The 17,281-nt window shown below is 58.6% G+C and carries 15 protein-coding genes and 1 tRNA gene; 13 read left to right on the top strand and 3 right to left on the bottom strand.

Going from position 1 to position 17,281, the window contains the following annotated elements:
• Positions 1–109: 109 nt before the first annotated feature.
• Both tatC and RR42_RS18845 read left to right on the top strand, forming a co-directional pair.
• Positions 110–907 carry a twin-arginine translocase subunit TatC gene (gene tatC / locus RR42_RS18850; RefSeq protein WP_043350189.1) on the top strand — a complete coding sequence of 266 codons (798 nt, stop codon included), beginning with the start codon at positions 110–112 and terminating at the stop codon, positions 905–907.
• A 247-nt stretch (positions 908–1,154) separates the two neighbouring features.
• On the top strand, positions 1,155–2,255 hold the full coding sequence (locus RR42_RS18845) for a porin (protein ID WP_043350185.1): 1,101 nt from the start codon (positions 1,155–1,157) through the stop codon (positions 2,253–2,255).
• A 492-nt stretch (positions 2,256–2,747) separates the two neighbouring features.
• Here the strand turns inward: RR42_RS18845 and RR42_RS18840 are convergent, their stop codons facing one another.
• Complete coding sequence (locus tag RR42_RS18840) at positions 2,748–3,941, bottom strand: Do family serine endopeptidase (protein ID WP_043350181.1); 1,194 nt, start codon at positions 3,939–3,941, stop codon at positions 2,748–2,750.
• A gap of 19 nt (positions 3,942–3,960) precedes the next feature.
• On the opposite strand from RR42_RS18840, the gene RR42_RS18835 reads away from it, so the two are divergent.
• The gene (locus RR42_RS18835) at positions 3,961–4,707 is read left to right on the top strand and encodes a Nif3-like dinuclear metal center hexameric protein (RefSeq protein ID WP_043352388.1); all 747 of its coding nucleotides are present in this window, start codon (positions 3,961–3,963) and stop codon (positions 4,705–4,707) included.
• A gap of 60 nt (positions 4,708–4,767) precedes the next feature.
• Here RR42_RS18835 and mscL read toward each other — a convergent pair whose 3' ends face one another.
• On the bottom strand, positions 4,768–5,199 hold the full coding sequence (gene mscL / locus RR42_RS18830; RefSeq protein ID WP_043350178.1) for a large conductance mechanosensitive channel protein MscL: 432 nt from the start codon (positions 5,197–5,199) through the stop codon (positions 4,768–4,770).
• Positions 5,200–5,411: 212 nt separating this feature from the next.
• Here mscL and petA point away from each other — a divergent pair, with 212 nt between their 5' ends.
• The 8 genes from petA (at position 5,412) to RR42_RS18790 (ending at position 11,862) form a co-directional block, all read left to right on the top strand.
• Positions 5,412–6,029 carry a ubiquinol-cytochrome c reductase iron-sulfur subunit gene (gene petA, locus RR42_RS18825; RefSeq protein WP_043350175.1) on the top strand — a complete coding sequence of 206 codons (618 nt, stop codon included), beginning with the start codon at positions 5,412–5,414 and terminating at the stop codon, positions 6,027–6,029.
• A 2-nt stretch (positions 6,030–6,031) separates the two neighbouring features.
• On the top strand, positions 6,032–7,435 hold the full coding sequence (locus tag RR42_RS18820) for a cytochrome b (RefSeq protein ID WP_043350174.1): 1,404 nt from the start codon (positions 6,032–6,034) through the stop codon (positions 7,433–7,435).
• Positions 7,436–7,472: 37 nt separating this feature from the next.
• Positions 7,473–8,216: a cytochrome c1 gene (locus tag RR42_RS18815; RefSeq protein WP_043350170.1), complete on the top strand. Its 744-nt coding sequence runs from the start codon at positions 7,473–7,475 to the stop codon at positions 8,214–8,216.
• Between the two features lie 258 nt (positions 8,217–8,474).
• On the top strand, positions 8,475–9,086 hold the full coding sequence (locus RR42_RS18810) for a glutathione S-transferase N-terminal domain-containing protein (RefSeq protein WP_006159674.1): 612 nt from the start codon (positions 8,475–8,477) through the stop codon (positions 9,084–9,086).
• Positions 9,087–9,149: 63 nt separating this feature from the next.
• The gene (locus RR42_RS18805; protein ID WP_043350164.1) at positions 9,150–9,647 is read left to right on the top strand and encodes a ClpXP protease specificity-enhancing factor; all 498 of its coding nucleotides are present in this window, start codon (positions 9,150–9,152) and stop codon (positions 9,645–9,647) included.
• A gap of 61 nt (positions 9,648–9,708) precedes the next feature.
• A tRNA-Thr gene (locus tag RR42_RS18800) sits at positions 9,709–9,784 on the top strand.
• Positions 9,785–10,321: 537 nt separating this feature from the next.
• The gene (locus tag RR42_RS37800) at positions 10,322–10,906 is read left to right on the top strand and encodes a hypothetical protein (RefSeq protein ID WP_052494702.1); all 585 of its coding nucleotides are present in this window, start codon (positions 10,322–10,324) and stop codon (positions 10,904–10,906) included.
• A gap of 182 nt (positions 10,907–11,088) precedes the next feature.
• Positions 11,089–11,862 (top strand): hypothetical protein, encoded by a 774-nt coding sequence (locus RR42_RS18790; RefSeq protein ID WP_043350161.1) that lies wholly within the window; start codon positions 11,089–11,091, stop codon positions 11,860–11,862.
• Between the two features lie 187 nt (positions 11,863–12,049).
• Here the strand turns inward: RR42_RS18790 and RR42_RS39770 are convergent, their stop codons facing one another.
• A complete protein-coding gene (locus RR42_RS39770; RefSeq protein ID WP_144409854.1) occupies positions 12,050–13,003 on the bottom strand; it encodes a ribbon-helix-helix protein, CopG family in 954 nt (317 codons plus the stop codon).
• 798 nt (positions 13,004–13,801) lie between these two features.
• On the opposite strand from RR42_RS39770, the gene RR42_RS18780 reads away from it, so the two are divergent.
• Together RR42_RS18780 and RR42_RS18775 are read left to right on the top strand one after the other, a co-directional pair.
• Entirely contained in the window at positions 13,802–14,977 is a 1,176-nt protein-coding gene (locus RR42_RS18780; protein ID WP_043350155.1) for a hypothetical protein, read from the top strand.
• Between the two features lie 287 nt (positions 14,978–15,264).
• Positions 15,265–17,280, top strand: a complete 2,016-nt coding sequence (locus tag RR42_RS18775; protein ID WP_043350151.1) for an ATP-binding protein — start codon at positions 15,265–15,267, stop codon at positions 17,278–17,280.
• The last annotated feature ends 1 nt before the right edge of the window (position 17,281 follow it).

Here is a 17,281-nt window from a genome sequence, read left to right as displayed (position 1 = left end):
CGCCGGTATCCGGCCGGCCACCGCTGTCGTGCGTTCCGACTTGCGCGCCGTGCCGTTGTATCGCCACTGATTCCTCGATGCCAGCCACCTCGGCTGAGCGGTCCACGCCATGAGCGACTCTCGTTCCCAAGATCCCCAAGACCCGCAAGACGATGGTCCGCAGGAAACCTTCATCTCTCACCTGGTGGAGTTGCGCTCGCGTATCGTCAAGGCTGCGTCGGGCGTGATCCTGGTGTTCGTCAGCCTGGTCTACTGGGCACCGAACATTTACAACCTGTTTGCCAGGCCGTTGATGGAGTCGCTGCCCAAGGGCGGCAGGATGATCGTCACCGACGTCACCGGCTCCTTCTTCGTGCCGATGAAGGTGACGCTGCTGGTAGCCTTCCTGATAGCGCTGCCCTGGGTGCTCTACCAGATATGGCAGTTCGTCGCGCCCGGCTTGTACCAGCATGAGAAGCGATTGATCGTGCCGCTGGTGAGCAGCAGCTACATCCTGTTTATCTGCGGTGTGGCGTTTGCCTATTTCCTCGTGTTTCCCACGGTGTTCCATTTCATGGCGCACTACAACGCGCCGCTGGGTGCCGAGATGTCGACCGACATCGACAAATACCTCAGCTTCGCCATGACCATGTTCCTGGCTTTCGGCATTACTTTCGAGGTGCCGGTGGTCGTGATCGTGCTAGTGCGTTTCGGCGTGGTCGAGCTGGAGAAGCTCAAGCAGATTCGCCCCTATGTGATCGTCGGCGCCTTCGTGATCGCCGCCGTGGTGACGCCACCCGATGTGCTGTCCCAGTTGTTGCTGGCGGTGCCTTTGATTGCGCTCTATGAGCTGGGGCTGATCATGGCGCGATTCACCACAAAGCCCGTTGCTGCGGACGCTGCAGCCAGTGAAGCTCAGGCGGATTGACCGCCGGGCCCGAATGGCGAGAACAAGGCTTGGCACCGTAACTTTTGCACCAAAATGGTGAAAAACGTCGTCTATGCTGTTGCGACATCACAACAAAATGTGTCCGTAACCATGGTTAACGATGAAAAAGCCTTCTAGCGGCCGGGGGCGCTGACCCATAATACGCAGCAGACGTGAAGGTAAATGCGTCGCCCAAGCACTTGGGCAAGCCAAGATTTCCCAATCAGTTGACAAGGAAAGTGTCGATATGAAGATGAAACTGTTTGCAGCCGCTGTAGCTGCCCTGGCCGCTGGTGGTGCGTATGCCCAATCGAGCGTGACCCTGTACGGCGTGGTTGACGCTGGTATTTCGTACAACAACAAGGCTAACGCAGCCGGTGACAACCTGTACCGCATGACGTCGGGCAACCAATCGGGTTCGCGTTGGGGCCTGCGTGGCGTGGAAGATCTGGGTGGCGGCCTGAAGGGCATTTTCGTCCTGGAAAGCGGCTTCAACACCGACACCGGCGGTCAAGCTGACTCCAGCCGCCTGTTCAATCGTAATGCATACGTTGGCCTGCAGAACCAATGGGGCACGGTCACCCTGGGTCGTCAACAGACCCTGATGTATGACTTCGGCCTGGCCTACGATCCGATGGCGATTTCGACTCGCTACTCGATCACCTCGACCGCAGCTGAATTCGCTCAGCGTGCTGACAACGCCGTCAAGTACGTCGGCACGTTCGGCGGCCTGACCGTCGCTGGTCTGTACAGCTTCACCAACAACGGCCAAGAAGTTGCTGGTCAGTTCCGCAGTGGCCGCGAATACAGCGTGAGCGCAAGCTACGCAGCAGGCCCGTTCTCGGTTGGTGCTTTCTATGACCAGACGAACAACACTGGTGCTGACGCCGCAAACGCGGCTCTGATCCGCCGCGCCAGCGTTGCTGGTACGTACGCATTCGGCCCGGCCAAGGTGTACGCTGGCTACCGTTACGCTCACGCCTTCAACGGCGCAAGCCTGGTTGGCGCATCGGCCCTGAACGCCGCTGGCGTGTCGACGGCATTGACGAACTCGGCTTCGAGCGTGTACTGGGCTGGCCTGGGTTACCAGCTGACCCCGGCGTTCTCGCTGACCGGCGCTGTGTACTATCAAGACTTCCGTCAAACGAGCGCAGATCCGTGGCAATTCGTCGCTACGGCTGACTACGCTCTGTCGAAGCGTACCGATCTGTACACCTCGCTGTCGTACGTGAAGAACAAGAACGGCTCGTCGCTGGGCGTGGACGGTTTCAACACCTCCAGCACGACCAACGTGCAGCAAGGCGCGAACCAGTTCGGCGCTACCGTTGGTATCCGCCACAAGTTCTAATTTAATGCGGGCGCAAGCCCGCTTTAGATTGGCTTGAATGCAAAATGCCGACATCCGCAAGGATGTCGGCATTTTGTTTTGTGCGCGCCGTATCGAGGATGGCGTGCAATGAGGGATCTCGGATGAAGCCCGGCGCTGGTTAGTCACGGTGCACTGCCTCGATGTCACATAAGCGGTGCGCATGAACCTCTCGTGCATTTCCCCGCATCCCCGCGCATGGCGAGGCCCGGGGTGTTCGGCTTCGCCGTTGCCACCACCTTCCGGCCAGTAGTGCCGCGCTCCCTGGGCGCTCTCCCATGCCCGGCGACTTGGCAGGATGTCCTTTCCGGGCGCTCGTAGCGCAACGCCAGGTTCGCTTACCCGGCTCGATACGCGTCGCCGTCAGGCCTTAAAACAAAAAACCCCGCCACAAAGGGCGGGGTTGGGTGGGGCGGCTTGCGGCGATGGCAGGGTAGGATGGTAGGATCTTCTGAAAGCTCAACCCGCTGCCGGCTACTCTTCCTCATCCAGCGGCAGGGCCCGGCGCGGCGGCGGTGGCCGTTTGCCGATCATCACCGTTAGTTCGGTCGGCCTGCCACGGCGCACAACCTTCATCCTGGCCTCCGCGCCTGGCTTGAGCTGGGCGATGGCGTTGAGCAGGGCGGTGGTGTCGGTAATGCTCTGCCCATCCACCGAAACCAGCACGTCGCCCGGCTTCACGCCAGCCTTGTCCGCCGGGCCGCCCTGGACGACGGCAGCGATCAGCGCGCCTTCCTTGGCCTCGAGGCCGAACGACTCGGCGATCTCGGGGGTCATGTCCTGAGGCTCCACGCCAATCCAGCCGCGGGTCACGGAGCCGGTCGAGATGATGGATTCCATCACTTGCTTGGCCGTGGACACCGGAATGGCGAAGCCGATGCCCAGCGAGCCGCCGGAGCGCGAATAAATGGCCGTGTTGACGCCCAGCAGATTGCCCTGCGCGTCGACCAGCGCGCCGCCGGAGTTGCCCGGGTTGATCGCCGCGTCGGTCTGGATGAAGTTCTCGAAGGTGTTGATGCCCAGGTGGCTGCGGCCCAGCGCCGAGACAATGCCCATGGTGACGGTCTGGCCGACGCCGAAGGGGTTTCCGATGGCCAGCACCACGTCGCCTACCTTGACGTTCTCGATACGTCCCAGCGTGATCGCCGGCAGTTCCTTGAGTGTGATCTTGAGCACGGCCAGGTCGGTTTCCGGGTCCGAACCCACAACTTTGGCGTTGGCCTTGCGGCCATCGGTCAGGGCGACTTCGATTTCGTCGGCGCCGTCCACCACGTGGTGGTTGGTTAGAATGTAGCCTTCCGCGCTGACGATGACGCCCGAGCCAAGGCTCGACACCGGCTCCCGCCGCTCCGGCAGGCGATCGCCAAAGAAGAAGCGGAACCAGGGGTCTTCTGCCTGCGGATTGGGCGTTTGCTTATTGCCGTTCTTGCTGGTGAAGATGTTGACCACCGCCGGCATCGCCTGCTGGGCCGCCTCGCTGTATGAGCCCGGCGCGGAGGAGCCGGCCACATTGGGGACGACTTCCTTCAGCGCAACGATGGGCGAACCGGATTGCACGGCCACCCGGCCACGCTGCAGCCATTCGGGTTTGAGCGTGGCCACGACGAACCACACTGCCAGCACAACGGTGACAGCCTGAGCAAAGAACAGCCAAAAGCGGCGCAACATATTGGATTTTGGGCAGAATATGAAAACAAAAGATCTTGAATTGTACTTGAACGACCTGCTTCAAGTACCTCGATACAAAGACTATTGCCCGAACGGATGGCAAGTGCAAGGCCGCCCCGAGGTAGAGCACATCGCCACCGGCGTGACCGCAAGCCTGGCCCTGGTCGAAGCCGCGATCGAGGCCGGCGCCGATGCCATCCTGGTCCATCACGGCTATTTCTGGAAAAACGAGGACGCCCGCGTGATCGGGCAAAAGCACGCGCGTTTGAAGCGGCTGCTGGGCGCCGACGTGAACCTGCTCGCCTATCACCTGCCGCTCGACGACCATCCCGAGTTCGGCAACAACGCCCAGCTTGGATTGCAGCTCGGCTTCACCCCCACCGGGCGCTTCGGCGACGGCCAGCTTGGCTGGACCGGCACCTTGCCGCAATCCATGCCGCTAGCAGCGCTGGCCGCCCATGTGGGTGGTGTGCTCAACCGCGAGCCGCTTGCCATCGGCGATCCTGAGCAGATGATCCGCACCGTGGGCTGGTGCACCGGAGGTGCCCAGGGCTACTTCGACGCGGCGGTGGCAGCCGGCGTGGATGCTTACCTGAGCGGCGAGGTTTCGGAGCAGACCACCCATCTGGCGCGTGAGAGCGGCGTGGCCTACCTGGCTGCGGGGCATCACGCCACCGAGCGCTATGGCATCCAGTCGCTCGGTGAACACCTGGCGCAGCAATTCGGCCTGCGCCATACCTTTATCGATATTCCCAACCCGGTTTGATTTCCGGCTGATCTGGTGCCGCGAGCCCGGCGTGGTGGCCGGGCCGCGCCTGGCATTGCTTCAGGGCTGGCGTGCCTTCAGGCTGTCGCGGATCTCGCGCAGCAGCACCACGTCCTCGGGCGTGGCAGCCGGTGCCGGCGGCGGTTCGGCGGCGCGCATCTTCATGATGGCGCGCACCATCATGAAGATGATGAAAGCCAGAATGATGAAATTGACCAGAATAGTCAGGAAATTCCCATAGGCGAATACGGGAATGCCGGCTTTCCTAAGGGCGTCGAGCGTGTGCGGCACGCCCGCCGGCGGCTCGGACAGCACCACGAAAAGGTTGGAGAAGTCGAGTTTGCCGATAATGCGGCCCACCACTGGCATGATCAGGTCATTCACCACGGAATCGACAATCTTGCCGAACGCGGCGCCGATAATCACACCGACTGCCAGGTCGATCACATTGCCCCGCATCGCGAAGGCCTTGAACTCCGACATCATCCCCATGCTCTTCTCCCAGTGTTGCTTTCGTTGAACGGTTGTCAGGATAAAAGCCTGCCCCATCACCGCCTGTAACGCAAGCGTACAGGCCACATCGCCCTATTTGTGGCCGATTATCGTACGTCGCGCAATCACCGTGCGCCTTTCAATGCCACATGTGCCTAAGGTACAATTTACGGTTGACGCAAAATCTAATTTGACATCCCCTGGGGTTTGGAATGAGTGACCAGCAAAACGTGAAGAACGTGGATAAGGGTCGCCGCAATTGGTTGATTGCGACGTCAGTCGCTGGCGGCATCGGAGGCGTGGCGGTAGCGGTTCCGTTCGTCAGTACGTTTGCGCCGTCAGAGAAGGCAAAGGCCGCCGGAGCCCCGGTAGAAGCCGACATCAGCGCTCTGAAATCAGGCGAGATGATGACCGTTGAATGGCGTGGCAAACCAGTCTGGATCCTGAAGCGTACCGAGGAAATGCTCGCGTCGCTGAAGAAGACCGATGCCGAAGTCGCCGACCCCAACTCGGACGTTCCCTTCACCATGAAGACGCCCGAGTACTGCAAGAACGAAACGCGTTCCCGCGCAGAACACAAGGATCTGCTGGTCGTGGTGGGCATCTGCTCCCACCTGGGCTGCTCGCCCTCTGGCCCCTTTGTCCCCGGCTCCAATCCCCAGCTCGGCTCCGATCCCGGTTTCCTCTGCCCCTGCCACGGCTCGACGTTCGACCTCGCTGGCCGCGTGTTCAAGAACAAGCCGGCTCCGCAAAACCTCGACGTACCCCCGTACCAGTTCCTGTCCGACACCAAGATCGTGATCGGCAAGGATGAAAAAGGAGACGCTTGACCATGGCGGCCGAAAAACAAGTAAAGACGACCGGCCTGCTTGGCTGGATCGACGCACGCTTCCCCGCAACCCAACTCTGGGAAGATCATCTTTCCAAGTACTACGCACCGAAGAACTTCAACTTCTGGTACTTCTTCGGCTCGCTCGCCCTGCTGGTCCTGGTCATCCAGATCGTCACCGGCATCTTCCTGGTGATGAACTACAAGCCGGACGGCACGCTCAACGCCGCTGGCATTCCCGTGGCTTACGCCAGCGTGGAATACATCATGCGCGAGGTACCCTGGGGCTGGCTGGTGCGCTACATGCACTCCACCGGCGCCTCGGCCTTCTTCGTGGTGGTGTACCTGCATATGTTCCGTGGCCTGCTGTACGGTTCGTACCGCAAGCCGCGTGAGCTGGTCTGGGTCTTCGGCTGCCTGATCTTCCTGTGCCTGATGGCAGAGGCCTTCATGGGCTACCTGCTGCCCTGGGGCCAGATGTCGTACTGGGGCGCGCAGGTGATCGTGAACCTGTTCTCGGCCATCCCCGTGATCGGCGGTGACCTGTCGCTGTTCATCCGCGGCGACTACGTCGTGAGCGACGCGACCCTGAACCGCTTCTTCTCCTTCCACGTCATCGCCGTGCCGCTGGTGCTGCTGGGCCTGGTGGTCGCGCACATCATCGCGCTGCACGAAGTGGGCTCGAACAACCCGGACGGCGTCGAGATCAAGGCCAAGAAGGACGAGAACGGTGTGCCGCTGGATGGCATCCCCTTCCACCCGTACTACTCGGTGCACGACCTGATGGGCGTGGGCGGCTTCCTGATGATCTTCTCCGCGGTGATCTTCTTCTTCCCGGAGATGGGCGGTTACTTCCTGGAGTCGAACAACTTCGTCCCGGCCGATCCGCTCAAGACCCCGCCGCACATCGCGCCGGTCTGGTACTTCACGCCGTTCTACTCGATGCTGCGTGCCACCACCTCGAACTTCCTGCCGATCCTGTGGGTGTTCTTCGCGGTGCTGCTTGGCCTGGTGTTCCTGCGTAGCAAGGACGCCCGCATCAAGGTTGGCGCGCTTGCCATCGCCGTGATCCTGGCCGTCGGTTTCTACTTCATCGACGCCAAGTTCTGGGGCGTGCTGGTGATGGGCGGCTCGGTCGTGATCCTGTTCTTCCTGCCGTGGCTGGACCACTCGCCGGTGAAGTCCATCCGCTATCGCCCGTCCTTCCACAAGAGCATTCTCGCCGTGTTCGTGGTGGTGTTCGTCGTGCTGGGCTACCTTGGCGTACAGCCTCCGTCGCCGGTGGGTGAAAAGGTGTCGCAGTTGGGAACCCTGCTGTACTTCGCCTTCTTCCTGACCATGCCGCTGTGGAGCCGCGTCGGCCAGTTCAAGCAAGTGCCGGAACGTGTCACGTTCCACCCGCACTGAGCCCGGACGTACCCCGACAAGAGCACAAGGACAAAAGATGAAAAAGCTGCTTTCGATTCTCGCGCTGGCCGGCGCCTGCTTTGCCGCCGCGCCCGCCATGGCCAACGAAGGGGGTTACCCCCTTGAGCCGGCGCCCGTGCAAACGAGCGATCTTTCCTCGCTGCAGCGCGGCGCCAAGCTGTTCGTCAACTACTGCCTGAATTGCCACGGCGCGTCCATGATGCGGTACAACCGCCTCAAGGACATCGGCCTGACCGACGACCAGATCCGCGAGAACCTGCTGTTCTCCGGCGAGAAGGTGGGCGACATGATGACCATCGCCATGCCGCCGAAGGATGCCAAGGCGTTCTTTGGCGCCACGCCGCCGGACCTGTCGGTGATCGCCCGCGCCCGCGGCGACGACTGGCTGTACACCTACCTGCGTACCTTCTACCGTGACGACAACCGTGCCACGGGCTGGAACAACCTGGTGTTCCCGAGCGTCGGCATGCCGCACGTGCTGTGGGAGCTGCAAGGGCAGCGCGCCGCCAAGTTCGTCGAGGTGGAAGAGCACGGCGAGAAGGTGCACAAGTTCGCCGGCTTCGAGCAGATCACCCCGGGCAAGATGAGCACGCTAGAGTACGACCAGGCCACGAGCGACCTGGTTGGCTTCCTGGACTGGATGGCGGAACCCGCGCAGAACCAGCGCAAGCGCCTGGGCGTCTGGGTGCTGATGTTCCTCGGCGTGTTCACCGTCTTCGCCTGGCGCCTGAACGCTTCGTACTGGAAAGACATCAAGTAAAACGCGGTAATACCCCGGAAGACCTGCGGGTCCGATGGGGAGAAGGGCTGGGGCGGGTGTTGTGCAGAACAACCCCGCACCGGCCCTTTTGCTTTATGGGCTGCAGGTGCAATGTCGCATAAATGTGCCTCAAAGCCCCCTTTAATGCGTATCGAATGCACTTAAATGTGCTTCATGAATCTCTAATTTGCTTTCTCTATATCGGTTCTGCCAGAATACCGATCCAGTCAATCGACCCCGCATCAAAGGAATCCAACCATGATGGTGTTGTATTCGGGCACCACCTGCCCGTTCTCCCAACGTTGCCGCCTCGTCCTGTTCGAAAAGGGCATGGATTTCGAGATCCGTGACGTCGACCTGTTCAACAAGCCGGAAGACATTTCGGTGATGAACCCCTACGGCCAGGTGCCCATCCTGGTCGAGCGCGACCTGATCCTGTACGAGTCGAACATCATCAACGAGTACATCGACGAGCGCTTCCCGCACCCGCAGCTGATGCCGGCCGACCCGGTGCAGCGCGCCCGCGCCCGCCTGTTCCTGTTCAACTTCGAAAAGGAACTCTTCACGCACGTCTACGCCCTCGAAAATGAAAAGGGCAAGGCCGCCGAGAAGAACCACGAGCGCGCTCGCTCCGCCATCCGCGACCGCCTGACCCAGCTCGCGCCGATTTTCGTCAAGAACAAGTACATGCTTGGCGAAGAATTCTCGATGCTCGACGTTGCCATCGCCCCGCTGCTGTGGCGCCTGGACCACTATGGCATCGAACTGTCGAAGAACGCCGCGCCGCTGCTCAAGTACGCCGAACGCATCTTCAGCCGCCCGGCCTACATCGAAGCGCTCACCCCGTCTGAAAAGGTGATGCGCCGCTAAACCGGCTTTGGCCCGACGCGACAAGCTCGCGCCGGGCCGCCGGACTGCGCCACTGGAAGCACAATGCCTGAAACCTCCACCAAGCCCTACCTGATCCGCGCCATCTACGAGTGGTGCACGGATAACGGCTTCACGCCGTACATCGCCGTTTTCGTCGACGCCAACACCAGCGTGCCGCGCGAGTTCGTCAAGAACAACGAAATCGTGCTCAACGTCAGCTTCGACGCCACCAGCGGCCTGGACATGGGCAACGAGTGGATCGGCTTCAGCGCCCGCTTTGGCGGCATCTCGCGCAAGATCGACGTGCCCATCGAGAACGTGCTCGCCATCTACGCGCGCGAAAACGGCCAAGGCATGGCCTTTCCCGTGGAACGCAGCGTGCCTGAAACCCAGGCAGCAACCGAGCGCGAGAACAACCCGCCGCCCAAGCTGTCCTCGGTCGAAAGCGAGCCGTTGGTCACCGCGGAAGCCAACGAAGACCACAACGGCGACGACGAACCCACGCCGCCGCCCGTGTCCCGCATTGGCGCCAGGAAACCTTCGCTGAAGGTCGTGAAGTAAGCACAGGAAGGCATCGTCAATTTGCGCCGCATGCAGTAGAATCGCGGTCTGCACCAAACATGCCGGCTTAGCTCATCAGGTAGAGCAGTTGATTTGTAATCATCAGGTGGCGGGTTCGAGTCCTGCAGCCGGCACCAATAAAATCAAGGGGTTACAGAGATTTTCTCTGTAACCCCTTGTGCATTTTGCGGGTCATGTAACCGCCATGTAACCAAATTGGAATCCCTCTGGATCCATCTGGAACCATGTCCTGCCTGCGCACTACATGTGGGTAGCGTTTAGTCTGGCATAACAGAGGAACAACAAAAAACGCCGCAAAGCCAGACAATTCAAGGCTTCCAGCCGGTTTCCGCCTTCTGCGCCATTTGGCACCAAAAGTCAAAAAAACGTAATTACATGGTATCTAGTGTTTACCCCCGGAAGTGGCTCCCGCCACACCCCTTGCCGAGGTGGCATACTTAACTTCCCATCGAGTAAGCTGGATTTTCTGTGAGCGAAAAAAATAAGCCGTCCCGCCCGACGCCGAAGCCAACGCCAGCCCCTGTGCCGCAGCGTCGACCCATCCAAGAGTCATATACGGAAGATGGCTGGAGTCGAAAAGGAGGAGGAGGAACTGTGAGGCCGCGCGATAGCTGGGCACCGCCACCCCCGATGCCGGCTAAAAAAGGCAAGTAATGGCTTGGGACGATGAGGACGTCTGGAACACGCGATGCGACCTTTTGAGGTGGTGCCGCTTGTCACGGGCGTACCATCAGAAGCGCGAGCGATTCTTCGACATATTGGACAACGCCACGAAGGCGTTCTCTGTTCTAGGTGCGACGGCGATCATGCCGAAGGTTGTTGTGGCCGAATGGCAACCCTATATCGCTGCCGGCGTCGCCATTACGTCGACGTTGAGTCTGGTGCTCGGCTACGCAAAGCGCTCTCGCGCTCATGCCGATCTGGCGAAGACATTCGTCGACATCGAGAGTCGAATCGTTGCAAAAGGGGCTTTCGACGAGGCCCAGGCGCATGTGTTTGAGGCTGAGATCATTAAGGCTGAGGGGAGCGAGCCACGGGCGCTTGGGGCACTCGTTCGCATCTGTCAGAACGAGCTCCATGCCGCCGAAGGCAATCATAACCACATTAAGCCCCTTAACCCATGGCAGCGCCTATGGGCACATTTCTATGACTTTGACCTGTCTGAGCCACCCCCGGTGAAGGCAGGACCGGCCCCAGCGAAGGCAGAGCTAGCTGCGGCGAAGTCAAATCAAGGTTAAGGACGGCGGCAATCCGCCGTTTTTCATGGCCAGCGCAATGCCAACGCGCGTAAAACTGTGCCAAATTGCGCGCGACGTAACACTACCGCGGCTTAGTGCCTCATTTGCCCGTGTGGCACATCGGTCTCGCACGATAGAATCGTTCCCAGATTAGTACCACCGCATCAAAGGGGAACGAGGTCGTGTCGCAAGCAAGTACGCCACAAGAACGGGTCGCTGCCGCAAGGCAGCTTTATGCCGTCTTGAAAATGTATCTCGATCGGTCAACCTGGACGCCGGCGGAAGGGGCCCTTGTCCTGTCGGGCCTCCATGCACCGGCAGGGTGTGCTGAACTCCCTCGTGAGGCGACGGGCCTTGACGACAAGCCTTTCAAAGGGGACGTCATCGACCGTCACACCAAGGCTCGTGAAATCATGCGGCTATGGGACTGGTCCTGCGACGATGAGGAAAGCGGCACCGTTGCGCCGACGCAACTTGCACCCCAAGAGTTTCTTGCGTGGTGTCAGGACGTGGAGATCGAGACGGAATGGATGCGGCTCATCTTTGATGTCATCGGCGGCGGCAAGGTGCAATCAGATCAACCGGACCTGATTCCGCTTGCTGTTGCGGAATACGCGGCCCAGTCAGCTGAGACGATCGGCGTAATCCGGGCCCTTGCAGGGCAGGTTTCGAGCGATTCATCAGTGGGTGTTCCGGCACCGAAGGCAGTGGAAAAGAGCGCGCCGCGTGTTCCAATGCCGATTCCGGCAAACCGGGATCACGTATCCACAGAAGAGTTGGCGGCCATTCTGGCCATCGAACCTCAGTCGATTCGCAAGCGCTACTCCTTGGATGGAAGCTACCTTGGCATCCGGCCGACAAAGCTTCCCAATCGTCGATTGTTGTGGCTGGTCGCGGATGTCAAGAAACTGTTGAGCGGCAACCGTCCCGACGCTACCGAACCAGGCACCAAATAGTTTTTTGGCCTGTATGGGGCGGGGAGATACCCGTCGGACTCCCGTCCCGATCGGCCAATTGCGGCCGCTTTGGGCGCAGTCCAGATGGTGTTCGGCATATTGGCCAAGCACGCCGGCCATGCGCAGACATCGTGATGCCGCCAGTCAGTTGGTGCTGATTTCCAGCCGCCCGTACAAAGCCCTCAAATCAGTAATCCCCGGGCAAATCGAAGGTTGTGCCTGGATCTGCTAGCGCACCGGGCATGCCGTGTCTGACGGCGAGTTCGATTAACCTCTCTAGGACCTGGGTACGAGATACGCCAAGCCCTTTGGCTAGCTTGTCCAGATTCTTAATGGTTGCATCAGGCAGAACAAAATTCCTCTGACGAATTTTATTCTTTTCCTGTTTCTTACGGTATTTTCGCTGGCTCCAGAGTTTTTTGATGTGAGCTACGTGACTTTGCTTCTCAAAATCAGAAACCTGAAGCGAATCGAAATAGCATTTCAATCCCGTGCCGCCGGGGTATTTTCTGAATTCCTGGCCAATGACGGGATTTAGTTGAATTGAGTCTAGTAGCGTGTATTGCATTCGGGTATCAAGAACTTGCCATGCAAAATCGCATCGCCCCGGTTCGTCATCATCGCTAAACCAATTCAGATAGGACGTATCCCGCAAATGTCGAAGCCACGATTGATGAAGTCTATCGAGATAGTTCTTCTTGTCAAGCAAAGAGGCTAGGACAAGATCAATTAGGCAAATGAGATAATCTCGCTTGCTAAAACGTGCCTCGGCATCTGGTACTCTAATTCTCAGTAAGTTGTGGGTGTGGTTAATGAGCCAGCAGAGTTGCCGGTGCTCGGTGCCTACCCAATCAAAATCCTCCGCTTGATTAAAAAATCTTCCGGCACGCAGCGTCTGGATAGATGCGACTTGCTGCCTCAGCAATTGTTCAAGCTCAGTATCGCAATCGCTATCCAAAATCAGCGGTTTGACATGGACGATCGACTCAACTGGCGACGCACCCGGCCTCATGAGCAGAACTGGCCGGCCAGGGAAAAAATATTTCAACCAAGCCCAAAGCCATCGTCTCTCTCGCGAGGAAGGCGTTTCCCCCCAATATTCTGTAATTCGCACTAATGTCTCGTTCACTTCGATAGTCATGATCTATTAAGTGGCTTGCTTTATGAGGATCATACCGGACTTAAGCAGAACTAACTCAAGAATGATCAAGGAGTCATCAAGGAATCTTTCAAGAAGATAACGTGAGTATCTCTAGAGGTTTTATGGAGGGCAAAATGGAATGAATAGACCGTAGTTGCTGCTTTCATGGGGAGCGACAAGAAATGCAGTACCGGACTCCATGGTTGTGATCTGGCCTACAGGTCCAGGAACGGGTGGATGCAGCTATGAGGAGCCAGATCATTGGGCAGTGCCATTCCTGGCCGGGGCGGCAGTACTTCTCCGTCGCCCTATTCGGCGACAACGAAATTCGGGATCCCTAGGACTGTGGCCGTGGTGGAACGACTGGAAGATCCAGCTCATGAGGCAGGGAACGAGTCGCGCATGCGGTTGCCGTCAGTTGAATTTCCGGTCGCCCATTCATCCGGATAACTCGGTATTCGGATGAGGTCGAAAAAAGTGAATTTCCTTATTAAATCTCACGGCATACACGGTCTTTCGGTCCGTGAATCGGTTTGCTGCGCAACCGTTGCCTCACTGTCCCTCTAATTTAAGATATGCATGATTTAGAGGGAGTGAGATAACTGTTCTTTAGATGATTGAGTGGTGATCCTGAGGTGTCTCATTAAGACGCCAATATCCCCTGGGTGGACGCTGCACAGAGGGGAGGTGTCTCTCATAGACAATTATCGTCCATCATTGCTCAGATAATGCTCCAGCTGCAGGGCTATTTCTTACAGCAATGATGAATCACCTGAGAGAAACAATCACAGGTGAAACATGCAATCAGACTATTCCATCCCGGATAATCAGAGGGAAGCAGTAGCGAGCCTCTATCCGCGATTTTGGGAGGTTGGTGAATATGGTCTTGTTATCGACGAGTTGTTATCTTTTCTGCGGATAGCTCTGGCAACTGAGCGGATGCCGTTTGAAATCCATCACGCAGGTGCGATCAAGTACGCTTCGCCCAATATGGTCATCGTTCATGATTCATATTCACTCGACTATTATTTCCATGCGATGCGAGACTTGATGGGTATCGTGATACCTGGGTATGCGTACAGCCCGCTCTTGGCTCTCTTTCGTACCTGCTTCCAGCAGCACCCGTGGCTGAGCTATTGCGCGTTCCGCAACCCCAGCTCGCATCTGTCGGCCGTCCCGAAGCTGGAGGCGGAGGTGTTCAATGACTTTGTGCAAGCGCTTCGTACCCTAGCGCGGCAACAGAACACATGGGCGCAAATGCGGAAGTGGAAGAGCGACACTGAACGCAGCCAGACGGAATCCATTGGCGGATACGTACCGAAGCTGCTTAAGGGCGGGGATCGATTGGAGCCGATCCGGCAAGATTTCCAGTATCAGGAGAAGGTCTTTGTCCTCGCTGACGCCATGCCATACGGGCAATGGGGCGTGGCAGATTCCGGCCAGTGGGCGTTTGTACCTGCCCACGCTGGCTGGCCGTCAGAGAACCCAGAGTCACGGGCACGAATTGATACCCGCGTCGCGATCCAGGATCGGACACGGTTTTTTGCCAATTTCTACCGAGATGCGGACAAGCAGATCTTGCAATACATGCGTGGCTACATCACCAAGATGGAGCGCGGGTCGAACGGTGCCAATCACTTCCACTGCTGCTTCTTCGTCGACGCCAACCGGCCAAAGAACATCACGACAGATGCGGTGATTGCCGCTCTTTCTCGACGGTGGTTCAGGGCTACCGATGGACGGGGTTTCGTGTTTAACTGCCACGCGCCGGATTATCGTCTGCCATTGAAACGGCAAGGGCGGTGGGTGTTGGACCCTCTCATGGGGCATGACGAACGCCACGTGACACGATTGACGGACTACCTAGTCGGTTACTTTGCTCACGAGAAGGACCAATCGATCCATGTCAAGCCGACGGCGAGGTCGCGGGCATTGACGATGGCGGTTGGCAGGGCTTTACCAGATGGTGCATGACTGCCGGCGCCCTGCTTGCATGTCTGGAGATCTGGATCGGTCTTTTGCTCGTTGCGCCGCATCTTGTCTACGGCGGGTGAGACCTCGGTCGGACGATTTCCAGCACCCGTTGCATCGATCAGTAAATCCGCAGACTGGGTGCTGTCACTCGGAGTTGGCGACAGGACGGGTGCAGTGGCCATAATCTGCCATCCGCAGCCAATGGTTGCGACTACAAGCCGGTTACTATTGAGGCGCCATGCCGGCAGCAACCTATTAAAAGACTCGAAAGTGGGGGAAGGACAGCCATGCAGGTAGACATCGTCGGACGGATACGCAACCTCCAGTTGCCTGTTACCCAGCCGCTCATCCCGCTCTTCGAGTGCCTAGTGAACTCCATTGAGGCTATCGAGGATAGCGGCGCCGGCGATGGCCGTATCGACGTGTATCTTGAGCGAGAGGCCCGTCAGGTGGCATTGGCCGGCAACGAGGAAACAGCGCTGGCAGCTATCCGGGACATCACCATCGTCGATAACGGCGCTGGTTTCAACGACGGCAACGTTCGCGCGTTTTTCCTCTCCGACTCGACCCGCAAGGCAACCCGAGGCAACAAGGGCATTGGCCGCTTCACCTGGCTCAAGGTATTCAACCAAGCCGCTATCGACAGCACCTACTGCCAAGATGACGACCACTGGATGCGCCGAACCTTCCGGTTCGTCGTGACGACGGAAGGAGTCGAGGGAGAGGAGGTCGACGAAGCCGAGGTGAAGGAACGGCGGACCTCGGTGAAGCTCACCAGCTTGCGTGCCGAATACGAAAAGCACTTTCCTAAGTCGCTTGAGACCATCGCCCACAAGGTCATCGACCACCTGCTCATCCACTTCGTGGGCGGTCGCTGTCCGCAAATCTTTCTCCACGACGCCGACGGGCAGTCGTGCAACCTGAACTACATCTTTGCCGAGGAAGCGAAGGAGCGGGCACAGGAGGTGACGTTCGAGCTCAAGGGCCATAACTTCAAGGTGACCGTCCTGCGTTACCAGTCCAGCGCGGCCAAGAACCACACCATCTCGTATTGCGCGAACCAGCGTGAGGTGCTGGAGTGGAAGGCGAGCAAGGCAATACCCGACCTGCAGGGGCGCCTCACCGACGACCAGGGCGAGCAGTTCGTCTTCCGCACCTACGTCGTCGCCCCGTACCTTGACGCCAAGGTCAGCGCTGAGCGCACGGCCTTTATGTTTCTGCAGGAAGCCGACCTGGATTTCCCGGGAGAGATGACGCGCGAAGAGCTTGATGCCGAGGTCGTGAAGGCGCTCAAGCAGGTCGCCGAGCCGTACACGACGCAGCTGCGCGAGGAGAAGCGTCAGCTTATCGAAAACTTCATTCAGCAGGACGCACCGCAGTACCGGTTCCAGCTGCAAGAGCGCTATCGAGACAAGCTGGAACGCATTCCAGCCAACGTGTCGAAAGACCAGCTCGACATCGAGCTATACAAGACGCAGAAGGACATTGAGTTGGAGCACCGGCAGCGCGCGGCGGATATCAGGAAGGGGCCGCTCGATACTGTGGCTGGTTCGCCTGAGTACGCGGCCCTGTATCAGCAATTCCTCGACGAGGAGAATGAGCTCGGGAAGGCTGCCCTTGCCAAGTACGTTGTCCATCGGCGCACCATCTTGGAAATGCTGGAAGCCGCGCTCAAGGTACAAGAGTCGGGGTCCTACGCACGCGAGGACCTCGTGCACAGCCTCATCTATCCGATGCAGGCTGACTCCGAAGATGTCGAATTCTCTCGGCAGAACCTGTGGGTCGTTGACGAGCGCCTGGCCTACCACTCGTATCTGGCGTCCGATCTTCCGATGACGCGGCTGAGAGCAGTGAATGCCACCGGCGGCGATGAGCCCGACCTGGCCATCTTCAATACGGCGCGGGCCTTCTCTGAGACGAAGAGCCCGTACCAGTCGGTGGTTGTCGTCGAGTTTAAGCGGCCCGAGCGCAACGAGTACCCGGCAAAGGACGAGAACCCGGTGGAGCAAGTTCTCCGCTACGTCAGAAAAATTAAGGAAGGGCAGGCCAAGGACAAGGATGGCAAGACCATTAACGTTGGCTCCATCCCGTTCTATGCATACATCCTCTGCAGTCTGACGCCTCGCATCAAGGCCATTGCCGACAACCACGACTTTGTTAAAACGCCAGACAATGAAGGCTTCTTCAAGTATCACCAGGCCCAGGGTTGCTACATAGAAATCGTGTCTTACGACAAGGTCCTTACCGATGCAAAGAAGCGCAACCGCGCGTTCTTTGAGCGCCTGCAAATACCTATCAATTGAG

This window comes from Cupriavidus basilensis (genome assembly GCF_000832305.1).
Taxonomy (GTDB): Bacteria; Pseudomonadota; Gammaproteobacteria; order Burkholderiales; family Burkholderiaceae; genus Cupriavidus; species Cupriavidus basilensis_F.
The sequence above is the reverse complement of the archived record's forward strand: the minus strand, read 5'-3'. Positions and strand labels throughout refer to the sequence as shown.